This window comes from Amycolatopsis sp. lyj-112 (assembly GCF_046549055.1).
GTDB lineage: Bacteria > Actinomycetota > Actinomycetes > Mycobacteriales > Pseudonocardiaceae > Amycolatopsis.
In genome coordinates, this window is record NZ_JAJPWS010000002.1 from 629,014 (window position 1) to 648,848 (window position 19,835).

General features: G+C 68.0%; 17 protein-coding genes. 7 read left to right on the top strand and 10 right to left on the bottom strand.

Features of this window, described 5'->3' with window-relative positions:
• The first annotated feature begins 385 nt into the window (after positions 1-385).
• On the top strand, positions 386-1,321 hold the full coding sequence (locus ACLJRL_RS09810; RefSeq protein WP_410655766.1) for a pentapeptide repeat-containing protein: 936 nt from the start codon (positions 386-388) through the stop codon (positions 1,319-1,321).
• Positions 1,318-4,350, top strand: a complete 3,033-nt coding sequence (locus ACLJRL_RS09815) for a glycosyltransferase family 4 protein (RefSeq protein WP_410655767.1) — start codon at positions 1,318-1,320, stop codon at positions 4,348-4,350. Before ACLJRL_RS09810 ends, ACLJRL_RS09815 begins: the two co-directional genes overlap by 4 nt.
• On the opposite strand, the gene ACLJRL_RS09820 is transcribed toward ACLJRL_RS09815, so the two are convergent.
• The 8 genes from ACLJRL_RS09820 to ACLJRL_RS09855 all read right to left on the bottom strand — a co-directional run bounded on the left by ACLJRL_RS09820 (position 4,321) and on the right by ACLJRL_RS09855 (position 10,960).
• On the bottom strand, positions 4,321-6,252 hold the full coding sequence (locus ACLJRL_RS09820) for an NB-ARC domain-containing protein (RefSeq protein WP_410655768.1): 1,932 nt from the start codon (positions 6,250-6,252) through the stop codon (positions 4,321-4,323). The two genes, ACLJRL_RS09815 and ACLJRL_RS09820, sit on opposite strands and share 30 nt — an antisense overlap.
• Before the next feature lie 515 nt (positions 6,253-6,767).
• The gene (locus ACLJRL_RS09825; protein WP_410655769.1) at positions 6,768-7,550 is read right to left on the bottom strand and encodes a GAF and ANTAR domain-containing protein; all 783 of its coding nucleotides are present in this window, start codon (positions 7,548-7,550) and stop codon (positions 6,768-6,770) included.
• A 4-nt stretch (positions 7,551-7,554) separates the two neighbouring features.
• Positions 7,555-8,259 (bottom strand): GAF and ANTAR domain-containing protein, encoded by a 705-nt coding sequence (locus tag ACLJRL_RS09830; RefSeq protein ID WP_410655770.1) that lies wholly within the window; start codon positions 8,257-8,259, stop codon positions 7,555-7,557.
• A 56-nt stretch (positions 8,260-8,315) separates the two neighbouring features.
• Positions 8,316-8,597, bottom strand: coding sequence for a WhiB family transcriptional regulator (locus tag ACLJRL_RS09835; protein ID WP_410655771.1), 282 nt, complete (start codon positions 8,595-8,597; stop codon positions 8,316-8,318).
• Positions 8,598-8,907: 310 nt separating this feature from the next.
• The gene (locus ACLJRL_RS09840; protein ID WP_410655772.1) at positions 8,908-9,114 is read right to left on the bottom strand and encodes a hypothetical protein; all 207 of its coding nucleotides are present in this window, start codon (positions 9,112-9,114) and stop codon (positions 8,908-8,910) included.
• A 9-nt stretch (positions 9,115-9,123) separates the two neighbouring features.
• Positions 9,124-9,396, bottom strand: a complete 273-nt coding sequence (locus ACLJRL_RS09845; protein WP_410655773.1) for a hypothetical protein — start codon at positions 9,394-9,396, stop codon at positions 9,124-9,126.
• Positions 9,393-10,406 (bottom strand): acyl-CoA desaturase, encoded by a 1,014-nt coding sequence (locus tag ACLJRL_RS09850; RefSeq protein WP_410655774.1) that lies wholly within the window; start codon positions 10,404-10,406, stop codon positions 9,393-9,395. The genes ACLJRL_RS09845 and ACLJRL_RS09850 overlap by 4 nt, the downstream gene beginning before the upstream one ends.
• On the bottom strand, positions 10,403-10,960 hold the full coding sequence (locus ACLJRL_RS09855; protein ID WP_410655775.1) for an STAS domain-containing protein: 558 nt from the start codon (positions 10,958-10,960) through the stop codon (positions 10,403-10,405). Before ACLJRL_RS09855 ends, ACLJRL_RS09850 begins: the two co-directional genes overlap by 4 nt.
• Positions 10,961-11,251: 291 nt before the next feature.
• Between ACLJRL_RS09855 and ACLJRL_RS09860 the strand changes: the two genes are divergently transcribed.
• From ACLJRL_RS09860 to ACLJRL_RS09875, 4 genes are all read left to right on the top strand, one after another.
• Complete coding sequence (locus ACLJRL_RS09860) at positions 11,252-11,446, top strand: hypothetical protein (RefSeq protein ID WP_410655776.1); 195 nt, start codon at positions 11,252-11,254, stop codon at positions 11,444-11,446.
• 734 nt (positions 11,447-12,180) lie between these two features.
• The gene (locus tag ACLJRL_RS09865; RefSeq protein WP_410655777.1) at positions 12,181-13,023 is read left to right on the top strand and encodes a hypothetical protein; all 843 of its coding nucleotides are present in this window, start codon (positions 12,181-12,183) and stop codon (positions 13,021-13,023) included.
• A 56-nt stretch (positions 13,024-13,079) separates the two neighbouring features.
• Entirely contained in the window at positions 13,080-13,928 is an 849-nt protein-coding gene (locus ACLJRL_RS09870) for a hypothetical protein (protein ID WP_410655778.1), read from the top strand.
• 607 nt (positions 13,929-14,535) lie between these two features.
• A complete protein-coding gene (locus ACLJRL_RS09875) occupies positions 14,536-14,970 on the top strand; it encodes a GNAT family N-acetyltransferase (protein WP_410655779.1) in 435 nt (144 codons plus the stop codon).
• 89 nt (positions 14,971-15,059) lie between these two features.
• On the opposite strand, the gene ACLJRL_RS09880 is transcribed toward ACLJRL_RS09875, so the two are convergent.
• Together ACLJRL_RS09880 and ACLJRL_RS09885 are read right to left on the bottom strand one after the other, a co-directional pair.
• The gene (locus ACLJRL_RS09880; RefSeq protein WP_410655780.1) at positions 15,060-15,500 is read right to left on the bottom strand and encodes an SRPBCC family protein; all 441 of its coding nucleotides are present in this window, start codon (positions 15,498-15,500) and stop codon (positions 15,060-15,062) included.
• A gap of 99 nt (positions 15,501-15,599) precedes the next feature.
• A complete protein-coding gene (locus tag ACLJRL_RS09885; protein ID WP_410655781.1) occupies positions 15,600-18,275 on the bottom strand; it encodes an AAA family ATPase in 2,676 nt (891 codons plus the stop codon).
• Between the two features lie 132 nt (positions 18,276-18,407).
• Between ACLJRL_RS09885 and ACLJRL_RS09890 the strand changes: the two genes are divergently transcribed.
• Complete coding sequence (locus ACLJRL_RS09890) at positions 18,408-19,826, top strand: MFS transporter (RefSeq protein WP_410655782.1); 1,419 nt, start codon at positions 18,408-18,410, stop codon at positions 19,824-19,826.
• Positions 19,827-19,835: the final 9 nt, after the last annotated feature.

The following is a 19,835-nucleotide window of genomic DNA, read 5'->3' on the forward strand; positions in this document are numbered from 1 at the left end:
CGCCGGACCGCTTTGCCTTCCACACCCACCGAGTCCGACCTCCGATTCGTACTCATTGCGGCACTTTGAGGGGTTGGTCGAACTTGAAGGACCTGCTGTTCCTTCAAGTGATCATCATTCGCGCTCATCCCGTGAACCGCCATGCACGGACCCTTCCGGGTGAGGCACTGAGACTGCCCACCTGGCAGGCGTGATGCTGATTCCGTAACTGCCTGGCGACAGGTATTCGATTTTCTAGCCAAGGTGAGCGACTGCCTACTTATCCATGACCCAGGATCGTCTGCGAACGCATTCGCAGACGATCAGGCAACCGTTTCCCGCGGCGGCCCTTACCTGGGACCTACCCTCCGTCACTCCCGGCTGAGAGGCATAGTGAGATGACGGTATGACTCGTTCTTGGGTTCGATATCTCGCCGGCGGCGGCGCGGTCGTGGCGGGCGTGGCCTTGTTGTGGTTCCTCTTCGGGCCACTCACCACGTGGATCGGCGGTAGCGACCTCGCCCGGCTCAATCCGAACGAGCGCCTCGCCGCGCTGAGCAGCATCCGCACGCTCATCGGGTCAGTACTGAGCGCGGCGGTCGTCGGTGGCGGCCTCTACTACACAGGACGGAAATTCTTCCTCGACCGGGACAAGCAGTTCACCGACCGCTTCAACGCCGCGATCGACCATCTCGGATCCGCCGACGAAACCGTGCGCGCAGGCGGCGTCCGTGCACTGGACCGGATCTTGCACGACTCTCCCGCCGACCGGAACCGTGTTCTCGCGAGCCTCACCGGGTTCCTCCGACACCGCACCGTCGCGGCGAGTTCCCCGGACCACGACGACATCTCCGCCGCGCTGGCTGCACTGCGCAACCGCGGTCTGCCACCAAAGCGGCAGGCCGGCGACAACCCGCTCGACCTGCGCGGGATCCGGGTCGCCCAAACCGTCCTCCGAGAGATGCCGCTGCACCGCGCGGACCTGAGCTCCGCCGAACTCACCGGTACGGTGCTGGCCGACGCCGACCTCGGCGAAACACGCCTGTGCCAGGCGACCCTGATCAACGCCGACCTGTCCGGCGCCGTTCTCGCCAAAGCGGATCTGACGGACACCCGCCTCTCGCGGGCGAACCTGAGCTCGGCAGATCTCCGCGGCGCCACCCTCCGCGGCGCCGACTTCGCCGGCGCCGTTTTCGACGGAACCGATATCCGCGGCACCGACCTCACCGAAAGCCGCGGGCTCACCGAAGAACAGCTGGCACAAGCGCTGACCGACCCTGCCACGAGCACACCGGAATACCTCGGCACGAGCACGGCCGATCGCGGTGCTTCTCCCGCATGACCCGGCGGCCGACGATCGCGGTCGCCCTGCACGACGGCTGGTACGGGTGCGGCACGGGAGCCGGCTACGCGAACTTCGCGTTTCTCGAAACGCTGGTGCAGCTGCTCGCCCCCGGGACTCGCCTCGTCATACTGCCGCTGTTACTGCACCCCTCAAGCCACCAACATCACCCTGACTGGCACGCGCGGGCCGAGGCTCTCGTCTCGGCAGCGGACACGACGATCCTCCCCGTGGACAACGGCACGGACGGCATCGACCGTTGGGGAACGGTCGAGAACTTCCAACGTCTCTCCGCGCACGCGGCGGACCGGATCGAACTGGAGGTACTTCCCCAGGCCGGACCACTCCTGATCGTCGCCTTCGACGTTCCGTTCTTCGGGCTTCCGGCCCTGCTGTCCCGCCGAGCGCGAGCCCGCACTGTAGTGGTTCCGCGCTCCACGGGCCTGATCCACACACCACTCGACCGCCGCCGCATCCGCTGGGAAACAGAAGAACTGCACGCCGGCCTGGCGGACGGAACAAGAGTCGGCGCCATCTCCCCTTTCATGGCGCGCCACTTGCACGCCGACTACCGCGTACCGCGCTCCGCCATGCTGCCGGTTCCCGACGGTCTCGCCCATTCCGAATGGGCTCGCAGCGACCGACAGCACGAATTACTCCGGGGCTCCGTATTTCCCGCAGAGTTTCTGCTCTCCATGGGACGCGCCGAACCATACAAAGGCTTCGACGATCTCCTCGACGCCCTCGAGATCTTGCAGGACACCGGAACCGAGATCCCGCATCTCATTCTCGCCGCCACCAGCGAATCACCGCTCCCGAGCAGCTACCAGCAGCACCTGATGACCAGCCTTCGTCAGCTCGACCTCACCCACACGATCCTGACCCGGTTCACTCCCGCCGTCCCCAGCTTGCTCGGCCATCCCGGACTGCGCGGCGTCGTCGTGCCCTCGCGGGCCGAACCGTTCGGGAGGATCCCGATGGAAGCCTTCGCCGCCGGGGCCGCACCCGTGATCAGCACCACAGCCGGCGGGCTCGCCCACCAGGTCATCGACGGGAGCACCGGCATCTCCTGTCCACCCGGTTCCCCGCCTCACCTGGCCGAGGCCCTGCGCCGCGCACTCGAGATGGACCACACCAGCCGCTCCCACCTGCGCCGAGGCGCCCATCAACACGCGCTGCGCAACTTCGACCAGGTCGACACCGTGCGCCACTTCCTGACCGAGACCGCCTCGTGGCTACGGCTGCCCGACACCGATGATCAGCTACGGTGGCTGAGCACCACCGCACCGCCCGTTCGCGCAGGGAGCCCCGTGTCCATCGTGTCCCCGGTCAAAGTGCCGATCAGCCTCCAGGCGCAGCACTGGAACACCATCGAACCCGAACGGCTCGTCCTCGTTGTCGCCCACCACATCACGTCCCTGCTGAGATTGCTCGATGTGATCACGGTGTTCGACTCGGATCCCCGGATACAGGTGGTGTTCAGCTGGAACGGCTCGGATCCTTTTCAGCACGGCATACACCGTTTTCTCCAGGACCTGGGAACCGTCATCATTCCCTGGCATCAAGCGATCGACACCGAGTTCGACCTCGTCATCGCGGCCAATCACGGCGGACTCACCGAAATAACCGCACCCCTCGTCATCATTCCCCACGGCGCCGGATACAATAAGAATTCTCCCGGAAACCGGAAACCGGAAACCGGAAACCGGAAACCGGAAACCGGAAACCGGTCCGTGTTCGGGCTCTCACCGGAATGGTTGCTCTACAACGGCAGGCCCATCGCGACGTCGCTGGTGCTGTCGCATGAAGAGCAGCTGGCCAGGCTCGAGTCGACGACTCCGGCGGCCGCCAGCAGTGCTGTCGTGGCCGGAGATCCCTGCTTCGACCGGATGCTGCGCAGCAGTCACCTTCGCGACCAGTACCGCGGCAGGCTCGGTGTAGCCCCCGGGCAGAAGCTCGTCACGATCTCGAGCACGTGGTGGCGGCGGTCGCTCATGGGTACCTGGCCCTCGCTGTTCCGCGAGGTGCTCGCATGTCTGCCGAGTGACGACTACCGGGTCGCCGCGGTGATTCACCCGAACGTCTGGCACGGGCACGGTCCCTGGCAGGTGCACACCTGGCTGGCCGACTGCGTACGCGCGGGGTTGCTGGTCGTCCCGCCGGAGGAAGGCTGGCAGGCCATGCTGATCGCGTCCGACCTGGTCCTGGGAGACCACGGCGCGACCACGTGCTACGCGGCGGGCCTTCTCCGGCCGGTCTTGCTGGCGTCCTTCCCTGACGAGGACGTCGCCGCCGGGTCCGCGGCCGATCTACTGGGCCGCACGGCGCCGCGCCTGCACCGGCACGTGTCGTTGCGTGATCAGATCACCACCGCGCTCGACCAAGATGTCGAGGCCTATCGCATTGTCCGGGATGCGGTGACCTCGTGCCCCGGTGAGTCCGCGGCCAGGTTGCGCACGTTATTCTACCGGCATCTCGACCTTGCTGAGCCGAATTCGGCCGCTCTGGTCCCAGTTGTCCCGGCTGAAGCCATGGTCGTGGCCCCGCGACCTGAGCACACCGCGGACCGTGTCGTCTGCTCATTCGACAGCACCGCGACCGCTCACCTTGTCCGCTACCCGGCTGAGGTGACACCTGGCCGGTCAGCGGCCGCGGAAATCGACGATACATTCCTTGTCGCGCACGAGGATCATCCGCAGCGTGCCCTGCTGGACAGTGCCGACGTCGTCCTGATCGGACCGTCCGAGAATCCCGACCGGACCACCGCTGTCCTCGATGACACCCTGCAGCGCTTTCCTGGAGCGGCGCTCGCCGTCGTCACAGGCAAGGCCTGTGTCGTGCACGTTCGAGACGCTGGCCAGGTCGTCCTCGACACCGCGGATCCGGTCGTCGCGGGCTCGCTGATCTACGCATGGCTGCTCGCGCAGCGCGCCCTGAGCGAACTCCCCGCGGTGACCAGTGTGATCGCCGGGCCGCATCGGCTGACGATCCGGATCACGTCAACGCTCGCCCAGCCGGTCCCTGAGTGACTGTGCCTTCCGGTCGTCCAGAAGCGTGTACAGCTCTTCGGCGCGTTTCAGCAGGGACGTTGCCTCTGCGAGGCGGCCCGCGCGCTCGAGCAGGTCGGCGAGCTCAGTGCTGGTTTCGGCTTCCCAGAACTGCATCTCCTGCTCCGCGAGCGACCTCAGTGCCTCACGCAGCGTGCGCTCGGCCTCCTCGTGGTGGTCCGCTCCGGCCGCCGCCAGGGACGAGCCGAGGTTGGCGAGCGACTTCGCCAGATTGAACTTTTCCTTACCGTCGGCGAAATAGGCCACCGCCGCGCGGCCGCGAGCCACGGCGTCCCCGAATCTGCCCACCGCTGCCAGCATCGGCCCGCCGTTCATGTCGAGCAAAGCACCCTCCCGCGCACGCTCGCCTGCGGGAAATCCGGGAACATCCACAATGGACCGTGCGTCGTCGATCGCCCGGACCGCGGCCGCGAACTCACCGCGGCGCTGGTGGACGAACGACTTCCACTGGAACATCTTCTCCCGGGTGAACAGCACCTCGCCGGATTCGGGCAGTCCGTCGGCCAGCTCGGCCGCGGCCGCGAACTGCTCCATCGCGGCCGCGTCGTCCTTCGCCGAGAAGTACGCGGTGCCGAGCTCGGCCCGCATCCGCAGCACCGGCCTGGCATCCCCCGTGTCCTCGTATACCGCGATCGCGGCGGCCAGCCCGAAAGCATGGACGGCGATCGCGTCGTCGAAGAGATCACGCTGGAAATAGAAGGTCGCGAGAGCCTCGCTCAGTTGCCAGGTCAGCGCGTGAAGCCCCTCTTCCGCGGCGGTTCTCGCCGTGCGGCGCAGGTTCGCTCGCTCGGCTTCCAGGTCCGCCCACGCGTTGACACTGTCCTGAGACGACGTGACACGGCCGTCGAAATACTCCCCGAACCGCGGCCGGTCGCTGATCGCGAGCTGGCGTGCCACCGCGAACCGCAGATACCACTCGACGACCCGCTCCACCGCCGCCTGACACTCCTCAGGCTGCTCGACGTGATCCGCCAGCCCGGCAGCGTGATCGCGGACCAGGCTGTGAAACTCGTACCGGCCCGGGCGGACCTGGGTCAGCAGATTCGCGACGACCAGCGTCTCCAGCTCGGAGTCGCCGGTGATATCGAGCAGCGCCTGCGCCGCGCCGGCACTGAACCGGTTGCCTGGATGGAGGCTCAGCAGGCGATACGCGCGCTGCGCCTCGGCCGGAAGATCCTGGTAGGAGACCTCGAAAACGGCCTCGACCACCGGACGGCCGTCTTCGGTGAGCTTCTTGACCACCGATTGCGCCGTCCGAAGCTGACCGACGTACTCGGCCGGCTGCCCGGCATGACGGCTGGCCAGCTGGGCAGCGGCGATACTCAGCGCCAGCGGAAGACGCCCGCACAGCTCCACCAATGCCTCGATCGCTTGCCTGTCACCTGGTTCGAGCGCGGCGTCCAGATCGGCGGACAGCAGCTCCACCGCGCTCGCCACCGAGAACGGCGGAACATCCACCACTGTGAAACGCTCCCGCCGAAACCCCTGTGACCGCTTACGGCTGGTCGCCAGCACCACACTGCGCGACGACGAGGGAAGCAGGTTCGTCAGCTGAGCCGCTGACTCGACATCATCGAGCACCACCAGCAGAGCCAGGTCCGCGGTGACCGTCTGAAACACCGCCCGAAGGCCCTGCGAGGTCGCCGGCGGCTTCTCCACACCCAACTGGGTCAGAAACAGGAAGAGCACGTCGTCGACGGATACGGACTCCGACGAACTGCCCAATTCGGCCCACAACCAGCCGTCCCGGAACAGGTGCTTCACCCGATGTGCGCCACGCGCCGCGAGTGTCGTCTTACCCACTCCGGGCAAACCCGTCAGAACTACGACACCGACGCGCTGCGAGGCCAACGAGCCCGTCATCTCCCGCTCGATCAGCTCGAGCTCGGTTTCCCGATTGACGAAAAAGCGAGGATCACCCACCAAGGCCTTCGGTACGAGCCTTGCACCCAGCACCCTCAACAACCCCCTCGTGTCGACCCGGCCAACCCTACCGAGAACCGGAACGACCCGCGTGACCGAACACCTACCAACAGTGTCAGCGGCCGCCCGAGATACGCCCCGGCGCACGCGCGTCGACAATGACCCAGACTCCCGGGCCACGATGTGCTGGTGCGCTAAAAAACTCCGTGGCCGACCGCGCCATGGCCGTCCCGTCTCTCCCGAACCTTGAGGGCAACGTCAAGCGGAAAAGCCGTTCTCGACAGGCAGATGACCACCCGCGCGACCACACGGAAGAATTTCTGGACAAGTTCGTAGAATGTGTTGGCGCGTCAAGGTTCTTCTCAAGCGCCCGGCACACCTCGAGCCTGCCATGAAAGTCCGGGCAGGAGCCCAGATCCGATGCGGCGCCGGTCACCGCGATCGGACATCCGGAGTCAGGTGTGGTGGGCGAGGATTTCGGGGATGTTCGCTGTGCCGTCCGCTACCGCGCGGGCCAGGTCGGAGAGGCGTTGGTGGTGGGAGCGGGCGTAGCCGCGTAGTGCGGTGAATGCCGCGTCCATGTCCAGGTTGTTGCTGTGGACCGAGAGCACTCCTTTGGCTTGTTCGATGATGACCCGGCTGTTGAGAGCCGTCTGCAGTTGTTCGGCGAGCAGGTCGGCGTTGCCGATGGCCCGCTGTTGCAGCATCCCGATCGTGGCGACGTCGGCCAAGGCCTGCCCCAGTCGGGTGCTCGCGTCGTGGACGCCCTTGCTGTCTGACTTGAGCAGAGTCAGCACTCCGATGACCTGACGGCGTAGCCGCATCGGCACCGCTTGTACGGCGTGGAACCCGCATTCGTGGGCGGCGGCCGCGAAACGCGGCCATCGGGCGGCGTCAGCGGTGATGTTCGCGCTGGCACTCGGCGCTCCGGTGCGGACGCAGTCGATGCAGGGGCCGTCCTCGGTTTGCACGGCGAACACTTCCAGCAGTTCCGCCCGTTCGGAGGATGCCGCCGCCATGCGGAGTCCGCCGTGCTCGTCGAGCAGGATCACCCCGGCCGCGGACACCTCGAGCAGTTCGACGCACTGGTCGCACAGCATGTGCAGGAACTCCAGGACGTCGAAGTCGTCGACCAGGGTGTCGGCCAGCGCGACGAAGGTGTCGGCCACCCGCTGCTCACGGCCCGCGGCCGTCGCGGTGGCCCGCGTCGGGGGAGTGATCTGGGGTTGTTCTGACATGCTGTCAGTCTCCTGTCTCGAGGTAGAGGTAGCGGCCGACGATCTGCCGGGAGACCTCGTCGAGGGGGGTCTGGTGAGCGTAGGCGTGTGCTCGGATGCGCAGCAACGCGTCGTGCATGGAGACGTTCAGCTGGACTGTGACGACGCCGGTGGCTTGGTGCACCACGGCGTGGACGTCGGACAGCCAGCCGACGTCCATGGGGTCCGGGCCGCTGAGGTCGTCGAGCACCGTGTGGGTGGCGATGTCGGCCAGCGCCAGCGCGTCCCTCAGTTCTGCCCGGCTGAGGGAACCCTCTCTGCCGCGGTAGAGGTCGAGCGTGCCAACCCGGACCGCGCCGACATGCAGCGGGAACGAGAACACCGCCGCCACACCGGCGGCCTGCGCCGCGGAGGTGAAGGCGGGCCAGCGGGTACCAGCGGTCGCCAGGTCGGCGACCAGCACCGGGCCACCCAGGGTGTATGCCGCCACCCTGGGTCCTTCGCCGACGGTGCGCTGCAGGTCGTCGATGATCAAACTGACCGGATCGGTCGCGCAGGCGACGGCTTGCGCGGTGCCGTCGCCCGCGCCGTCGGTGTGGACGACTATCGCGGCTCCGGATACCGCGCACACGTCGACGCACAGTTCGCACACTCGTCGCAGCAGCGCGGCCGGATCATCGCTCTCGGCGTCGAGCATGCTCAGTAGCTCGACATGCCGTTGAGCGGCCACGGTGATCCTTTCGTTCTCAGAACTTGACCTTGGCCGAGGCAGTCTGGGGCCGGGCATCAGCTGTCTCTCGGGTGAGTCGCGGTCCGGCGGTCGGCTTCGGATAGCCCACCCCAGACACCGTAGAGCTCCTGAGCGGTCAGGGCGTGTCTGCGGCACTGGATGAGAACAGGGCAGGTCTCGCAGATCTGTTTGGCTTTGGTGACCCTGTCGTCTCTGGTGTGGCCGCGTTCGCCGTCGGGGTGGAAGAAGAATGTGCTGTCCAGGCCGCGGCAGCTGCCTCGCAGCTGCCAGTCCCAGTTTTCCGTTACCGGGACGGGGAGTCGCCAGCTGGTTGCCATGCGGTGTCACCCACTTCGGTGCGGGCGCGCAGGGGTGCACCGATCGTGTGCAGGTCGGCCACGTCACCATTTGGTGCCGCGGCGGGCGGGGAATCGTGATCAGGGATGACTGACACTGCGTGAGAGGCGTCCATGCTCTGTCAACCAGGCGGTGTAGCAGCCAGGTGGTCGCGGGGACCCGGAATGAGGGACATCGCTCGTGTCACGATCGACTCCTGACGTTGCCGGGCAGGGCCGACTGGCACTGTCCGGTTACTATCGGTGATCGTCTGAGAGCGGGATCTGGGCGCTCCGGCGGCGGACCCTCATGCTACCGCGCGCAGGCCCCGTCGGGATCAAACCAGACCCACATCCCTTGCACCGAGCCGAACAGCTGCAAGGTGGCGACCTGGACGTCGACCTTCCGGAGGCCGGCGCCGGCGCCGGCGCCCTGCCGCGGCTCGGCTTCGATCAGCCGCCGCGTCTCGCCACGCCACCTGCGGGCTTCCTGCATCGCCGGATCGTCCGACGGCCGCACGACCTCCCGCTAGGTCCCGACGGTGGCGTAGCGATCGACGACGTGCAGCCGCGTGGAGTTCCCTTGGGCATGCCGAGACGTCGGGTCTCGCGGGCGAGGAACACCTGAGTACTCGCGGTGGTGATGACGCGGTCTCCGGCCATGGGGTGCGCGGCGACCTCGACCGTCAGCTCGGCGCCGTCGGCGGGGGAGGCCATCGAGGGTCAGGCGCGAGCCGCCTTCGGCGTGGACGTTCTGGGCCGAGGTGAGCTGGTTGATCGCCTCGGTGGCCTGTTCGGTCATGGTGAACAGCGACGGTCTCGCCTTCTGTGTACGGGGATCGCGGAATTCCGGGTCCCGCGCCGTGGGGCGGTCATCTTGGCGATTCGTTGCGGGGTGGGCCAGCGGACGTGGGTCGCCCAGCCGAGTTTCTCCAGCAGCCAGATCACCCGGGCGGAGATGTCGATCTGCCCGCGCAGCACGCCGTGGCGGGCGCAGGTCGGATCGGCGTGGTGGGAGTTGTGCCAGGATTCGCCCATCGACAGGATCGCCAGCGGCCAGAAATTCGCCGAACGGTCCCGGTTGGTGAACGGCCGGGCGCCGATCATGTGACAGATCGAATTCACCGACCAGGTCACGTGATGCTGTAAGGAAACCCTCGCCAACCCGGCCCAGAGGAACGCGGTCAGCGCGGCCCACCAGGACCCGCCGATCAGGCCACCGAGCGCGGCGGGGACCAGCACGGTCGCCGCGACCCAGACCGGGAACAGGCGGTCGACCATCCGAATGTCGGCGTCGGCGGCCAGATCCGGGGCGAACCTGGCGACATTGGTCTTGTCACGGCCGAACAGCCACCCGAGGTGCGCGTGCCAGAACCCTCGTGCCAGCGCCAGCGGGGACGTCCCGAACAGCCACGGCGAGTGCGGATCGCCTTCGCGGTCGGAGAAAGCGTGATGCCGGCGATGGTCGGCGACCCAGGTGATGACCGGGCCCTGTGCCGCGAGGCCGCCGGCGATCGCGAGAGCGATACGCAAACCGCGGCTGGCCGCGAAAGCGCCGTGGGTGAAATAGCGGTGGTAACCGACGGTGACACCCAAGGTTGTCAAGATGTAGAACCCGGTCGCGAGGCCGATGTCGAGCCAGCTCAGGCCCCACCCCCACACGAGGACCATCACCGAGACCAGCGCGAGGAACGGCGCGACCAGGAAGATCCGGATGGTGACGAGCTCCGAGCGGGAGTGCTCACCGGAGAGCATCGGTTTCGGGCCCGCCGGGAAATGTCGCGGTGGCGAGGCGTGTTCGGTCGTGGTCATGACGGTGTCGATTCGAACGAGGGAATGGGCCGGTGGGGTTCCACCGGCGGAGAACGGCCTTCGACGCTTCGTCGTGCGGGTGCGGCGACGGCCTCGTCCCGCGAAGCATGGATGGCCAACTGTTCGTGCAGCCTGGTGATCTGCAGCGGACGCCAGGTCGCGCGGGTCGTGGCGACCAGCCGCAGATCGGTGTGTGGCGCGGCTTGCTGGTGTGCGTCCAGCAGAACCTCCAGCCCCGCCGAGTTCAGGAACTGGACCCGCGACAGGTCCACGACCAGCCGCCGCGGTCGTCGGCTCAACGCCGATTCGAGCGCTTGGTGCACCGCGGGCGCGGTGTGCAGATCCACGTCGCCGTCCACGATAAGGACCAACGTCCGTCCACAATGTTCTGTCGCGACCGTCAGCGGCGGATTCCGGCGTATCGGCGGCGCGGTGACCGCGCGGTCGACGCCGATCCGTGACCTGCCGCCGCTGTGACCGCGTGCGGCGGGAATGGCGAGCGGTGTCGCTGCCGGCGATGGGCGTCGACGGAGATCGAGAGTTCTGAGTTTCACGATCGGGCTCCTCGGCTTGCCGACCGCTACTGATCCTCACCGCTGTGACGACGAGCGCGCGGCCGAGGGACAGATGCGGCCGCCTATGACGGTCGATCGTCGCGAGGGCAAGGGCTGGGCGCTCCGGCGCTGTCCCCTCGATCCTACCGCGATACCGGGCCCGTAGCGGCGTTTCCGACTCGGTTTCTGCCTGGCTGAGCAGCCTCATCTCCATGGCCCCGTCAGGGGCCTCGCGCTGAACTTCAGTGCCGGGGCTGGCCAGAGCCGAGCGCAGAAGGCACGCTTGAGCTCATGACCGATCCAACGCTCGCGGTTCGGCTGTTCGATGAGGCCCGTGCCTCACGCCTCAAAACCGCGGATCTGCGCGCGCGGTTCATCCTCCTGGTCGACGTCTTCCAGGCGCTCTCGGAAACCCACAACCGGGCGAGAGCCAGACACAGTGGATACGAGTCCCCAGTACCCGGCCGGGAGCATCCAGGAAAGTAGCCGGACGCTGGTTCCCGCGCGATCACAGCCTCGCCGGTCATCACACACGTCGTGACAATCGGCTCCAGCACCAGGATCATGCCAAGACTCTCGCGGTGGCTCCACATACCCTCACCCCCTGGGGAACAGGGCCCTTGTCTTCCTCAAGCTTCGCACCCCCCAGCAGGCAGGACAGCGGACGCAGGCGTGCTCGTGCTTGCACGGCGTGTCGTAGGGCGTCCGCATTCGCCGAGTTCCAGCTTGCGGGTGTGGGAATGCTGCTGAAAATACCGCCATTCTTGTTCGGCGGGTTCGCGGTATTCGGCCTGTGGTCGTCCCGTAGATCATCACCTCGGTCGCCTGGATCTCGCTGAGCTTCGACCTTCATCCTGACGTCCTCGATCATCCTTTTCCGAGGGCTGAGCACCGAGGCACTCGCCCTATCGATGAGGTCGAGAGCCTGTGCATCGAGGGCGGCTGGAACAGGGAACACGGGCCCGGCAACGACTTACCGGCACTATGGCGATCCGGCTCAGTCAACGTGAGAACCGGATGATTCAGCACGCTCGCCCCATTTCGAAGGATTCGGCATACAATTGCGCGGTTTCGGTGGCGCAACGCACAGACCTACCCGTCATGCTCGCTCTGAAACCTTTCTTACGCCTGGGGTTCCACAACCAGACAATGGACCGTCTTCGATAACGCTGACCTGTCTATTTACGAACATTCAGGGTAGGGTCCGAGGTGGTTGTTCATTGACCGCCGGTGACCGCTTTCAGTGGGACGTTCGAGCTTCTTGCTCCTCCACCATCGGTCTCGGATCCAGGAAAGTAAAAATGCGACACAATCGCACGATTTCCACGCTTGCCGGCGCCATATTTCTGGCTGCCGGATCGGCTGTCGTCCTCCCTGCAGCGGCACAGGCCCGCGCAGAATCCGTCCCTTGCAACGAGGCGGCGCTGGTCTCCGCGGTCGACGCGGCCAACGCGGCCGGTGGCGGCACCGTGGCCTTGACCCCAGGGTGCACGTACACCCTCACCTCCGCCCATGGTGACGACGGCGTCCACGGTCCGGCCGGTCTGCCGGTCATTACCACGCCCATCACCTTCGAGGGCAATGCCACCACCATCACCCGTGCACCGACAGCGGCCGCTTTCCGCATCGGCCAGGTGGCGCCCACCGGCGGCATCACGCTCAAAGCGGTCACCTTGAGCAAGGGGCACGCGGCCACCGTGGGCAATGACGACGGCGGAGGCATTCTCAGTTTCGGCGCGGTGACACTCACCGGCGGTGCGTTGTCCGGCAACACCGCCAACGGCAGGGGTGGCGCCTTGTACAGCACCGGAACCCCGTCGGCGGCGACGTTCACCAACAGCACGGTCAACGGCAACACCGCCGGCCAGGGCGGCGGAATCGCCAGCGTTAACGGGATGCTCACCCTCACCAGCAGCGTGGTCAACACCAACGCGGCGACGGTGAATCCCGGCGGGATCTACTACGTGGCGGGTTCGGCGACGCTGAACACCTCCACGGTGACCGCCAACACCGCGACCAACTGCACCGGCAGCCCCTCCCCTGTCCCTGGATGCATCGGATAATTTCCCGTTCCTTCGTGGCCACGCCCGTTTGATTTGTTCACAGGAAAGAAGATGTGATGCGAAGAAACCGCAGTGTCCTGCGGGCCGTCGTCGGAATCACCGCCCTGACCGGGGGCATGATCGTAGCGGCCCCCATGGCGCAGGCGACCACCATTCCCGTCGCCTGCAGTGAGAACGCCCTCGTCGCCGCCATCAACCTCGCCAACTCCACGGTCAACAGCGACACCCTGACCCTGGCGGGCGGCTGCACCTACGCCCTGACCTCCGCGCACGGCGGACTCGCCAACGGGCTGCCGGTCATCACCACGCCGATCGAACTGCTCGGCCCGGCAACCATCACCCGCACCGCGGCGCTGCCCTTCCGGATCGCGGAAGTCGGCCCGACCGGCAACCTCACCCTGACCACCTCGGTCGCCTTCACCAACGGCAACGTGGTCGGCAACGGGGGCGCCATACTCAACCGCGGCGCCGTGACACTCACCAGCAGCAGCCTGAGCGGCAACTACGCCACCCTCGCCGGCGGCGGCCTCGCCAACGCCGACACCCCGTCCGGCACGGCGCCCGCCGCGTCGTTCACCAGAAGCAGCGTTCTCGGGAACACCGCGCTGCTCCAGGGTGGCGGCATCTACAACGGTCTCCGCGGCACACTGACCACCACCGGCGTCTCCGGCACGCCGATGCTCGTCAGCGGCAACAACGGCGCCCAAGGTGGCGGTATCGCCGCGGTCAACTCGACCGCGACGACCATCACCCAGACCGCCGTGACCGTGAACCACGCGCTGCTGACCGCGGGGGGCGTCTACCGGAGCAACGGCACCATGACCACCAACAATGCACCGATCACCGCCAACACCCCCGGCAACTGCGTCGGAAGCGCCCCTGCCGTACCCAACTGCACTGGCTGACCGAACCCCGCCGCCACACGGCAAGCCCCAGCGGACTACTCCGCTGGGGCTTGCCGCGCGAAGATCGCGCCAACCGTGCTGAAGCGCTCCCCACGGCTTCCGACTTCGTCAACAGCACCGGGTTCACCGGCGTGACCTTGAGCGGCTCCCCGCCTGGCTGAGGGAGACGGCATGCGAGTCAGGATCGCGAGTGGCGATCCGGCCGCCGGGCGCGCATGCCGGATAGCTGACAGGGCTGGTGTCGATGCCGTCGCGGATGGCTGAGAACATCCGACGCCGCCGAAGTGGCGGCGCTGCTGCGGCGCGAGATCGCCCTGGACATCACCCCGCCCGCCTTGCCGAACTCACCGGCCCCGGCACGAACTTTCCCCGATGTTGAAGAGTCCGTTGGCTGCATTCGGCTAGGGCGTGCCGTCCGGCGACGATCAGCTCGATGACAAGGTTCGGCCGACGCGGGCGACATCGACCTATGGATACAGCGGGCCGACAACGAACACGCGGAACGTGAGCGGGCGAGGTTTCCGTCGCCGGCAGCTGGTGCGACCGCGGCACTGAAACCACCCACCACCCCGGGTGGCCTGGGCGCCGGGGGTACTACGTTCGAGCAATGACCGTGTTGCTACGGCCGCTGTCGCGCGAGAACGTCCGCGCGGTCTGCGAGCTCCGCCTGGCCGAGGACCAACGCCATCTGGTCGCACCCGCGGCCTACACCGTCGCCGAAGGCAACTACGAACCGGACGCGATCCTCCGGGCCATCTACCTCGACGACACGCCGGTCGGCGTCCTTCTCGTCGAGGTCGAGAACGAGACCCCGCACCTAGTCCGGTTCATGGTCGACGCAGACCATCAGGGCCGCGGAGTCGGTAGCCGTGCCGTCGAACTGCTGGTGGACGAACTACGCAAGGGCGGATGGCGGTCTCTGGAGACAAGCGTCGTACCAGTCGCGGGCGGCGCCGAAGGTTTCTGGCGCCGCTGCGGCTTTCACGGCACAGAACGTACCCACTACGGCGAGCCTGTGTTCGTACGTCCACTGCAGCCCTGATTCTCGTCGTCGAGGCGTCAACCACGGAAGCCCAAGGTCGGGAGCCGGCCTGCGCCCGATCGGCGGCTCGTCGTCCGGCCTGGCCACGTTCACGAGTTCTCGGCGGCCTTTCTGAGGTGGCCGAGCCATGCCGCGAGGGATTCGCCGAGGGCGGCCCGCATGCCGTCGATGTCGGCGAGCACGGGGTCTCCATCCCACGACTCCTCGGTGTGGACGTGCACCGAGGACCCGATCACGTCGAACGTCCACAGGTGGATGCCGGTGATTCCGTTGGCGGTTCCGCCCCAGAGGATCCGGTGGGGGGCCCGTAGTTGGTACACAGTGGACTCGATGTCGAGCCCTGCCGTGCTCCACCGGATCGTGCTGTCCGTCCTAAGAGGACGATCAGCTGCCGCGGCGGTGATGTCGGGTTGCCAGTCCGGCCACGAGGATACCTCGGTGAGCAGTCGCCACACGCACTGCAGCGGCGCGTCGACGACGGTGTCACAGCGCACCACCACGGGTGCTTTCACGTCGATTTCGGTGATCATCCGCAGACCTTTCCGAGGCTGGAGCGGCAGGCTCCGCGTGTCTGCGAACATGGTCGTGCGACTTCGACGCCGTTCGCGTCGGCAGGAGTCACCTAGGCATCACCCGAGGTCCGGTATGTCCTTGAGCTGTCTGCGCGAGGTGATTTCGAGCTTGCGGAAGATGTTGCGCAAGTGGGCGTCTACCGTGCGGGGACTGAGGAACAGGCGCCCGGCCACCTCTTTCGTCGTCGCGCCGGCCGCGACCTGGCGCGCGATGTGCGTCTCTTGCATGGTCAGGCGGTCGTAGGTGTATTCGGAACGGCTGCGGGCCACTTCCCCGGTCGCGCGCAGTTCGTCCGCGGCCCGCCGGGCGAACGCCTCCATCCCGATCTCCGACAGCTGTTCGTGCGCGGTGCGCAGGTGGTCGCGTGCGTCGCGACGGCGGCCCGCGCGGCGTAGCCACTCCCCGTACCGCAGGTGCGCTCGCGCGAGGTGCGGGGCCAGCGTGCCGGCCTTCAGGTGTTCGAGTGCCTCCAGGTGGTCGTTCTCCCGCTCGTCGACCAGTGCCCGCGCGCTTGCCGCCATACCGAGCGCGAAACGGGTTCCCGCCGGCTCCGTGCGCTCGACCAGCGACTCCAGCGCCGACCGTGCGGTGGCGTCCTCACCACACCGGACAGCGGCCTCCACCAGTTCGGACAGCGCGATCCCGGTGAGGAAGAGGTCTCCGCCCGCCACGGCTCGCGTGGCCGCTTCCAGCGCGGCCGGGTACTCGGCGAGGCCGTTGTAGAGCACGGCCATCGCCCAGTGCGCGTTCGCGGTGAGCTGCCCGCTGCCCCGGTCCGACACCTCGGCGAACAGGTCGAGCACCTCCTGACGGCGGCCGCGCATCGCCGCGAGGTGCACTCTCGGGTAGAGCTGCGGCAGATCGCCGAGGGCGTCGGCGATCGCCTCCTCCTCGGCGACCGCGTCGATCGCCCGCCCGAAGTCGCCGACGAGCACCGCGGACACGGCCACCTGCGACAGGCCGAGCCGGACGGCCATCGGGGATCCCGTGTCCTGCCCGGTCCGCACCAGCCACTCGACGACCGCCGTGTGCAGATCGAGGTCCCACAGTTCGCCCGCGAGCACCGTGGCCAACGCGGGTACCCGGGTCCAGTCGGCGTCGTCGCCGGTGAGGACCCGCCGAAGCGCGGGCACCCCGGCATGGTGTCCCCCGGTCCTCAACAGCACCAGCGCGTCGAGGAGATCCGGCGGTCCCGACGACGGCGGTGCCGAGCGGGCCGCGTCGAGCACCCGGTCCATCACCCCCGCGGCCCGGCCGACGACCAGTCCCATCTCCAGTGCCGCCACGAAGCACTCGCGTGAGCGTGCCGGATCGACGGCGGCGAGCCGCTGCGCCGCCCGCAAGATGAGTTCCGGTCCCTTGACGACTCCGTCCGCACCCTGGACGAACGCGATCTGCCCGCGCAGCAGGTCGACCGACGCGTGGCGGACGTCATCCAGCGTGTCCGTGTCGATACTGGCCACCAGGTCCGCCGCCGCGGCCGCCCCGCCGGCCGCGAGCGTCGCCCTCGCGGCCGCGAGGCTCCGCTCGGTCTGCTTGCCGGAGTCCAGCGACAACGCGGCGGCGCGTTCGAGGAACGCGGCGGCCGCCGCGACGCCCCCACGCGCTTGGGCGCGCGACGCCGACGACTCCAGTTCCGCCGCGACCTGTTCGTCCGGCCCGCTGGTGGCCTGCGCACGGTGCCAGGCGTGCCGGTCCGGGGCGGCGACCGGATCGGTGGCGTCGGCCAGCGCCCGATGCGCCGCGACGCGCCACTCCGGTTCGGCCGCGCGGTAGGTGGCCGAACGCGCCAGCGGATGGCAGAAGCGCGCACGCGTGTCGAACCGCACCAGCCCGGACGCTTCGGCGGCGGCGCTCGCGGCAGGCACGTCGATGCCCAGCCGCCGCGCGGCCGCCCAGAGCAGGCCGGGGTCGCCGGTGGGATCGGCACTCGCGAGAATCAGCAACAGCCGGGCGTCCGGCGGCAGTTCCGCCGTCCTGGTCCGAAAGCTCCGCTCGATCCTGCTCGCGACCGGCGACGGCGTCGGCAACGCGAAGCCGCCCGCCTTCGGCAACTCGATCAGGGCGAGCGGGTTTCCCCGTGCCTCGGCGAGAAGGCGGCCACGCACCCGCTCGTCGAGCGTCACGGTCTTCTCTCCGGCCAGCAACGCGCGCGCGTTCGCGTCGGTCAGCCCCCTGATCGTCAGTCCCGGCAGGTCGTCCAGCCCGCGAAGGGCATCCTGGTCACGGGCCGCGAACACCATCGCGATCGGCTCCGCCGCGATCCGCCTCGCCAGGAACGTCAACGCCTTCACCGAAGCGGCGTCCAGCCAATGGGCGTCATCGACGACGCACAGCATCGGACGTTCCACCGCCGCGGCCGCGAGCAGTTCCAGCGCGGCGAGGCCGGCGCGGAACGGATCCGGTGCCCCCTCGGCCAACCCGAACGCGACCAGCAGGGAGTCGCGATAGGGCGCGGACAGCGTTTCGAGCTGCTCCAGCACCGGAACACAAAGCTGATGTAGTGCCGCGAACGGCAGCTCGCCCTCGAACTCCGCCCCGGACGCACGGATGACCTGGAACCGCTCCGGCACCGCGTGTACGACGTGCTCCAGCAACGCGCTCTTGCCGATCCCCGGTTCGCCACGGAGGACGAGCACACCGCCTTCGCCTTGTTCCGCCGCGCGGACGACGGCGAGGAGGGCGGTGATCTCGTCGTGCCTTCCGACGAGCGATCGGGACGTCGTGGGCATGGTGTGAACCCTAGGGGTGACGCCGCCACAGCAGGGCGTCGGCACAAGTAGGTGATTGTCACCGACGCGAGTGAGGCCCGTTCCACGAGACCGTCATGGCATCGGCGAACACCACCGCGGAAGGACGAAACGATGAGTGACGAAACCGCACCCGCGACCGCGCCGGGCGGCCCGCGGATACCGCGGGGGACGGCGATGACCGGCCTGGCGAGTGCCATGTTCCTGGTCATTCTCGACGCCTCGATGGTGAACCTCGCCGGATCCAGGATCCGCGAAGGTCTCGGGCTCACGGCCGCCGAGCTCGCGGTCGTCGTGGACAGCTATCTGGTGGCGTTCGCCGGGCTGCTGCTGCTCGGTGGCCGTCTCGCCGACGTCCTCGGTGCCCGGAAGGTGTTCCTGACCGGAATGGCCGTCTACCTCGCGGCGACGGCGTTCTGCGCGCTGGCCACCAGCGGCGGGATGTTGATCGCCGGACGGATCGCGCAGGGTGCCGGGGCCGCGATCGTGATGCCCGCCGCGCTCTCGCTCGTGCTCGCCCTCTACTCGTCTCCCGCGGAACGCACTCGTGCGATGGGAATCTGGGGCGCGGTCGCCGGTGCCGGCAGTCTCATCGGCGTCTTTCTCGGTGGCACGCTGACCCAGCTGCTGGGGTGGCAGTCGGTGTTCCTCACCCCGGTGCCGTTCGGTGTCCTCGGAGCGATCATCGTGTGGCGTTCGGTGCCCGCCGTCCCCGGCAGGCCCGGCCGGTTCGACGCGCTCGGCGCCGTCACCATCACCCTCGGGATCTCCGGGCTCGCGCTCGGCATGGTCTCCGCTTCCGACGCGGGATTCGGTGCGCTCAGCACACTCGTCGGTCTCTCGGTCGGCCTTGTCTCCTTGGTGGCGTTCGTCTTCGTGGAGCGCCGCTCCACGCACCCTCTGGTCCCGCTCGGCGTCTTCCGCCGGAAGCCGGTGATCACCGCCAACGTGGTGGTGTTACTGACCGGCGGCACCCTGACGAGCCTGTTCTTCTTCCTGCCCCAGTACCAGCAGGACGTCCTCGGGATGAGCCCGCTGTCGGCCGGGATGACGCAGATTCCCATCGCGATCATGATCATCGTCGGCAGTGTCGTCGCGCCACTGCTGGCCAAGCGCTTCGGGCTTGCCCGCGCGCTGCCCGCCGGCCTCACCGTGCTGCTCGCCGGTTTCCTTTGGCTGGCAACGGATCCGACCACCGCCGGATTCTCGGTGAGCCTGCTGGGCGCGTTCCTGCTGATCGGCCTCGGACTCGGGCTCGGCCTCGTCAACGCCACCGCGATGGGAGTACGCGACAGCGCGGACGGTGAATCGGGCCTGCTCAGCGGGCTGGTCAACGCCGCACAGCAGCTGGGCGGCGCGGTCGGGCTCGCCGCGCTCGCCGGGATCGCCATCGGCGCCGCGGGAACGCACGGCGATATCTCGTTCACGACCGCGTTCTTCGGCGAAGCCGCACTCGTCCTCATCGCCCTCGCGGTGTCGTTCTTCTCCGCACTCCGCACACGGCAGGCCCCGGCCGCGGCCGGCGCGCTCTGACCTCCTCCA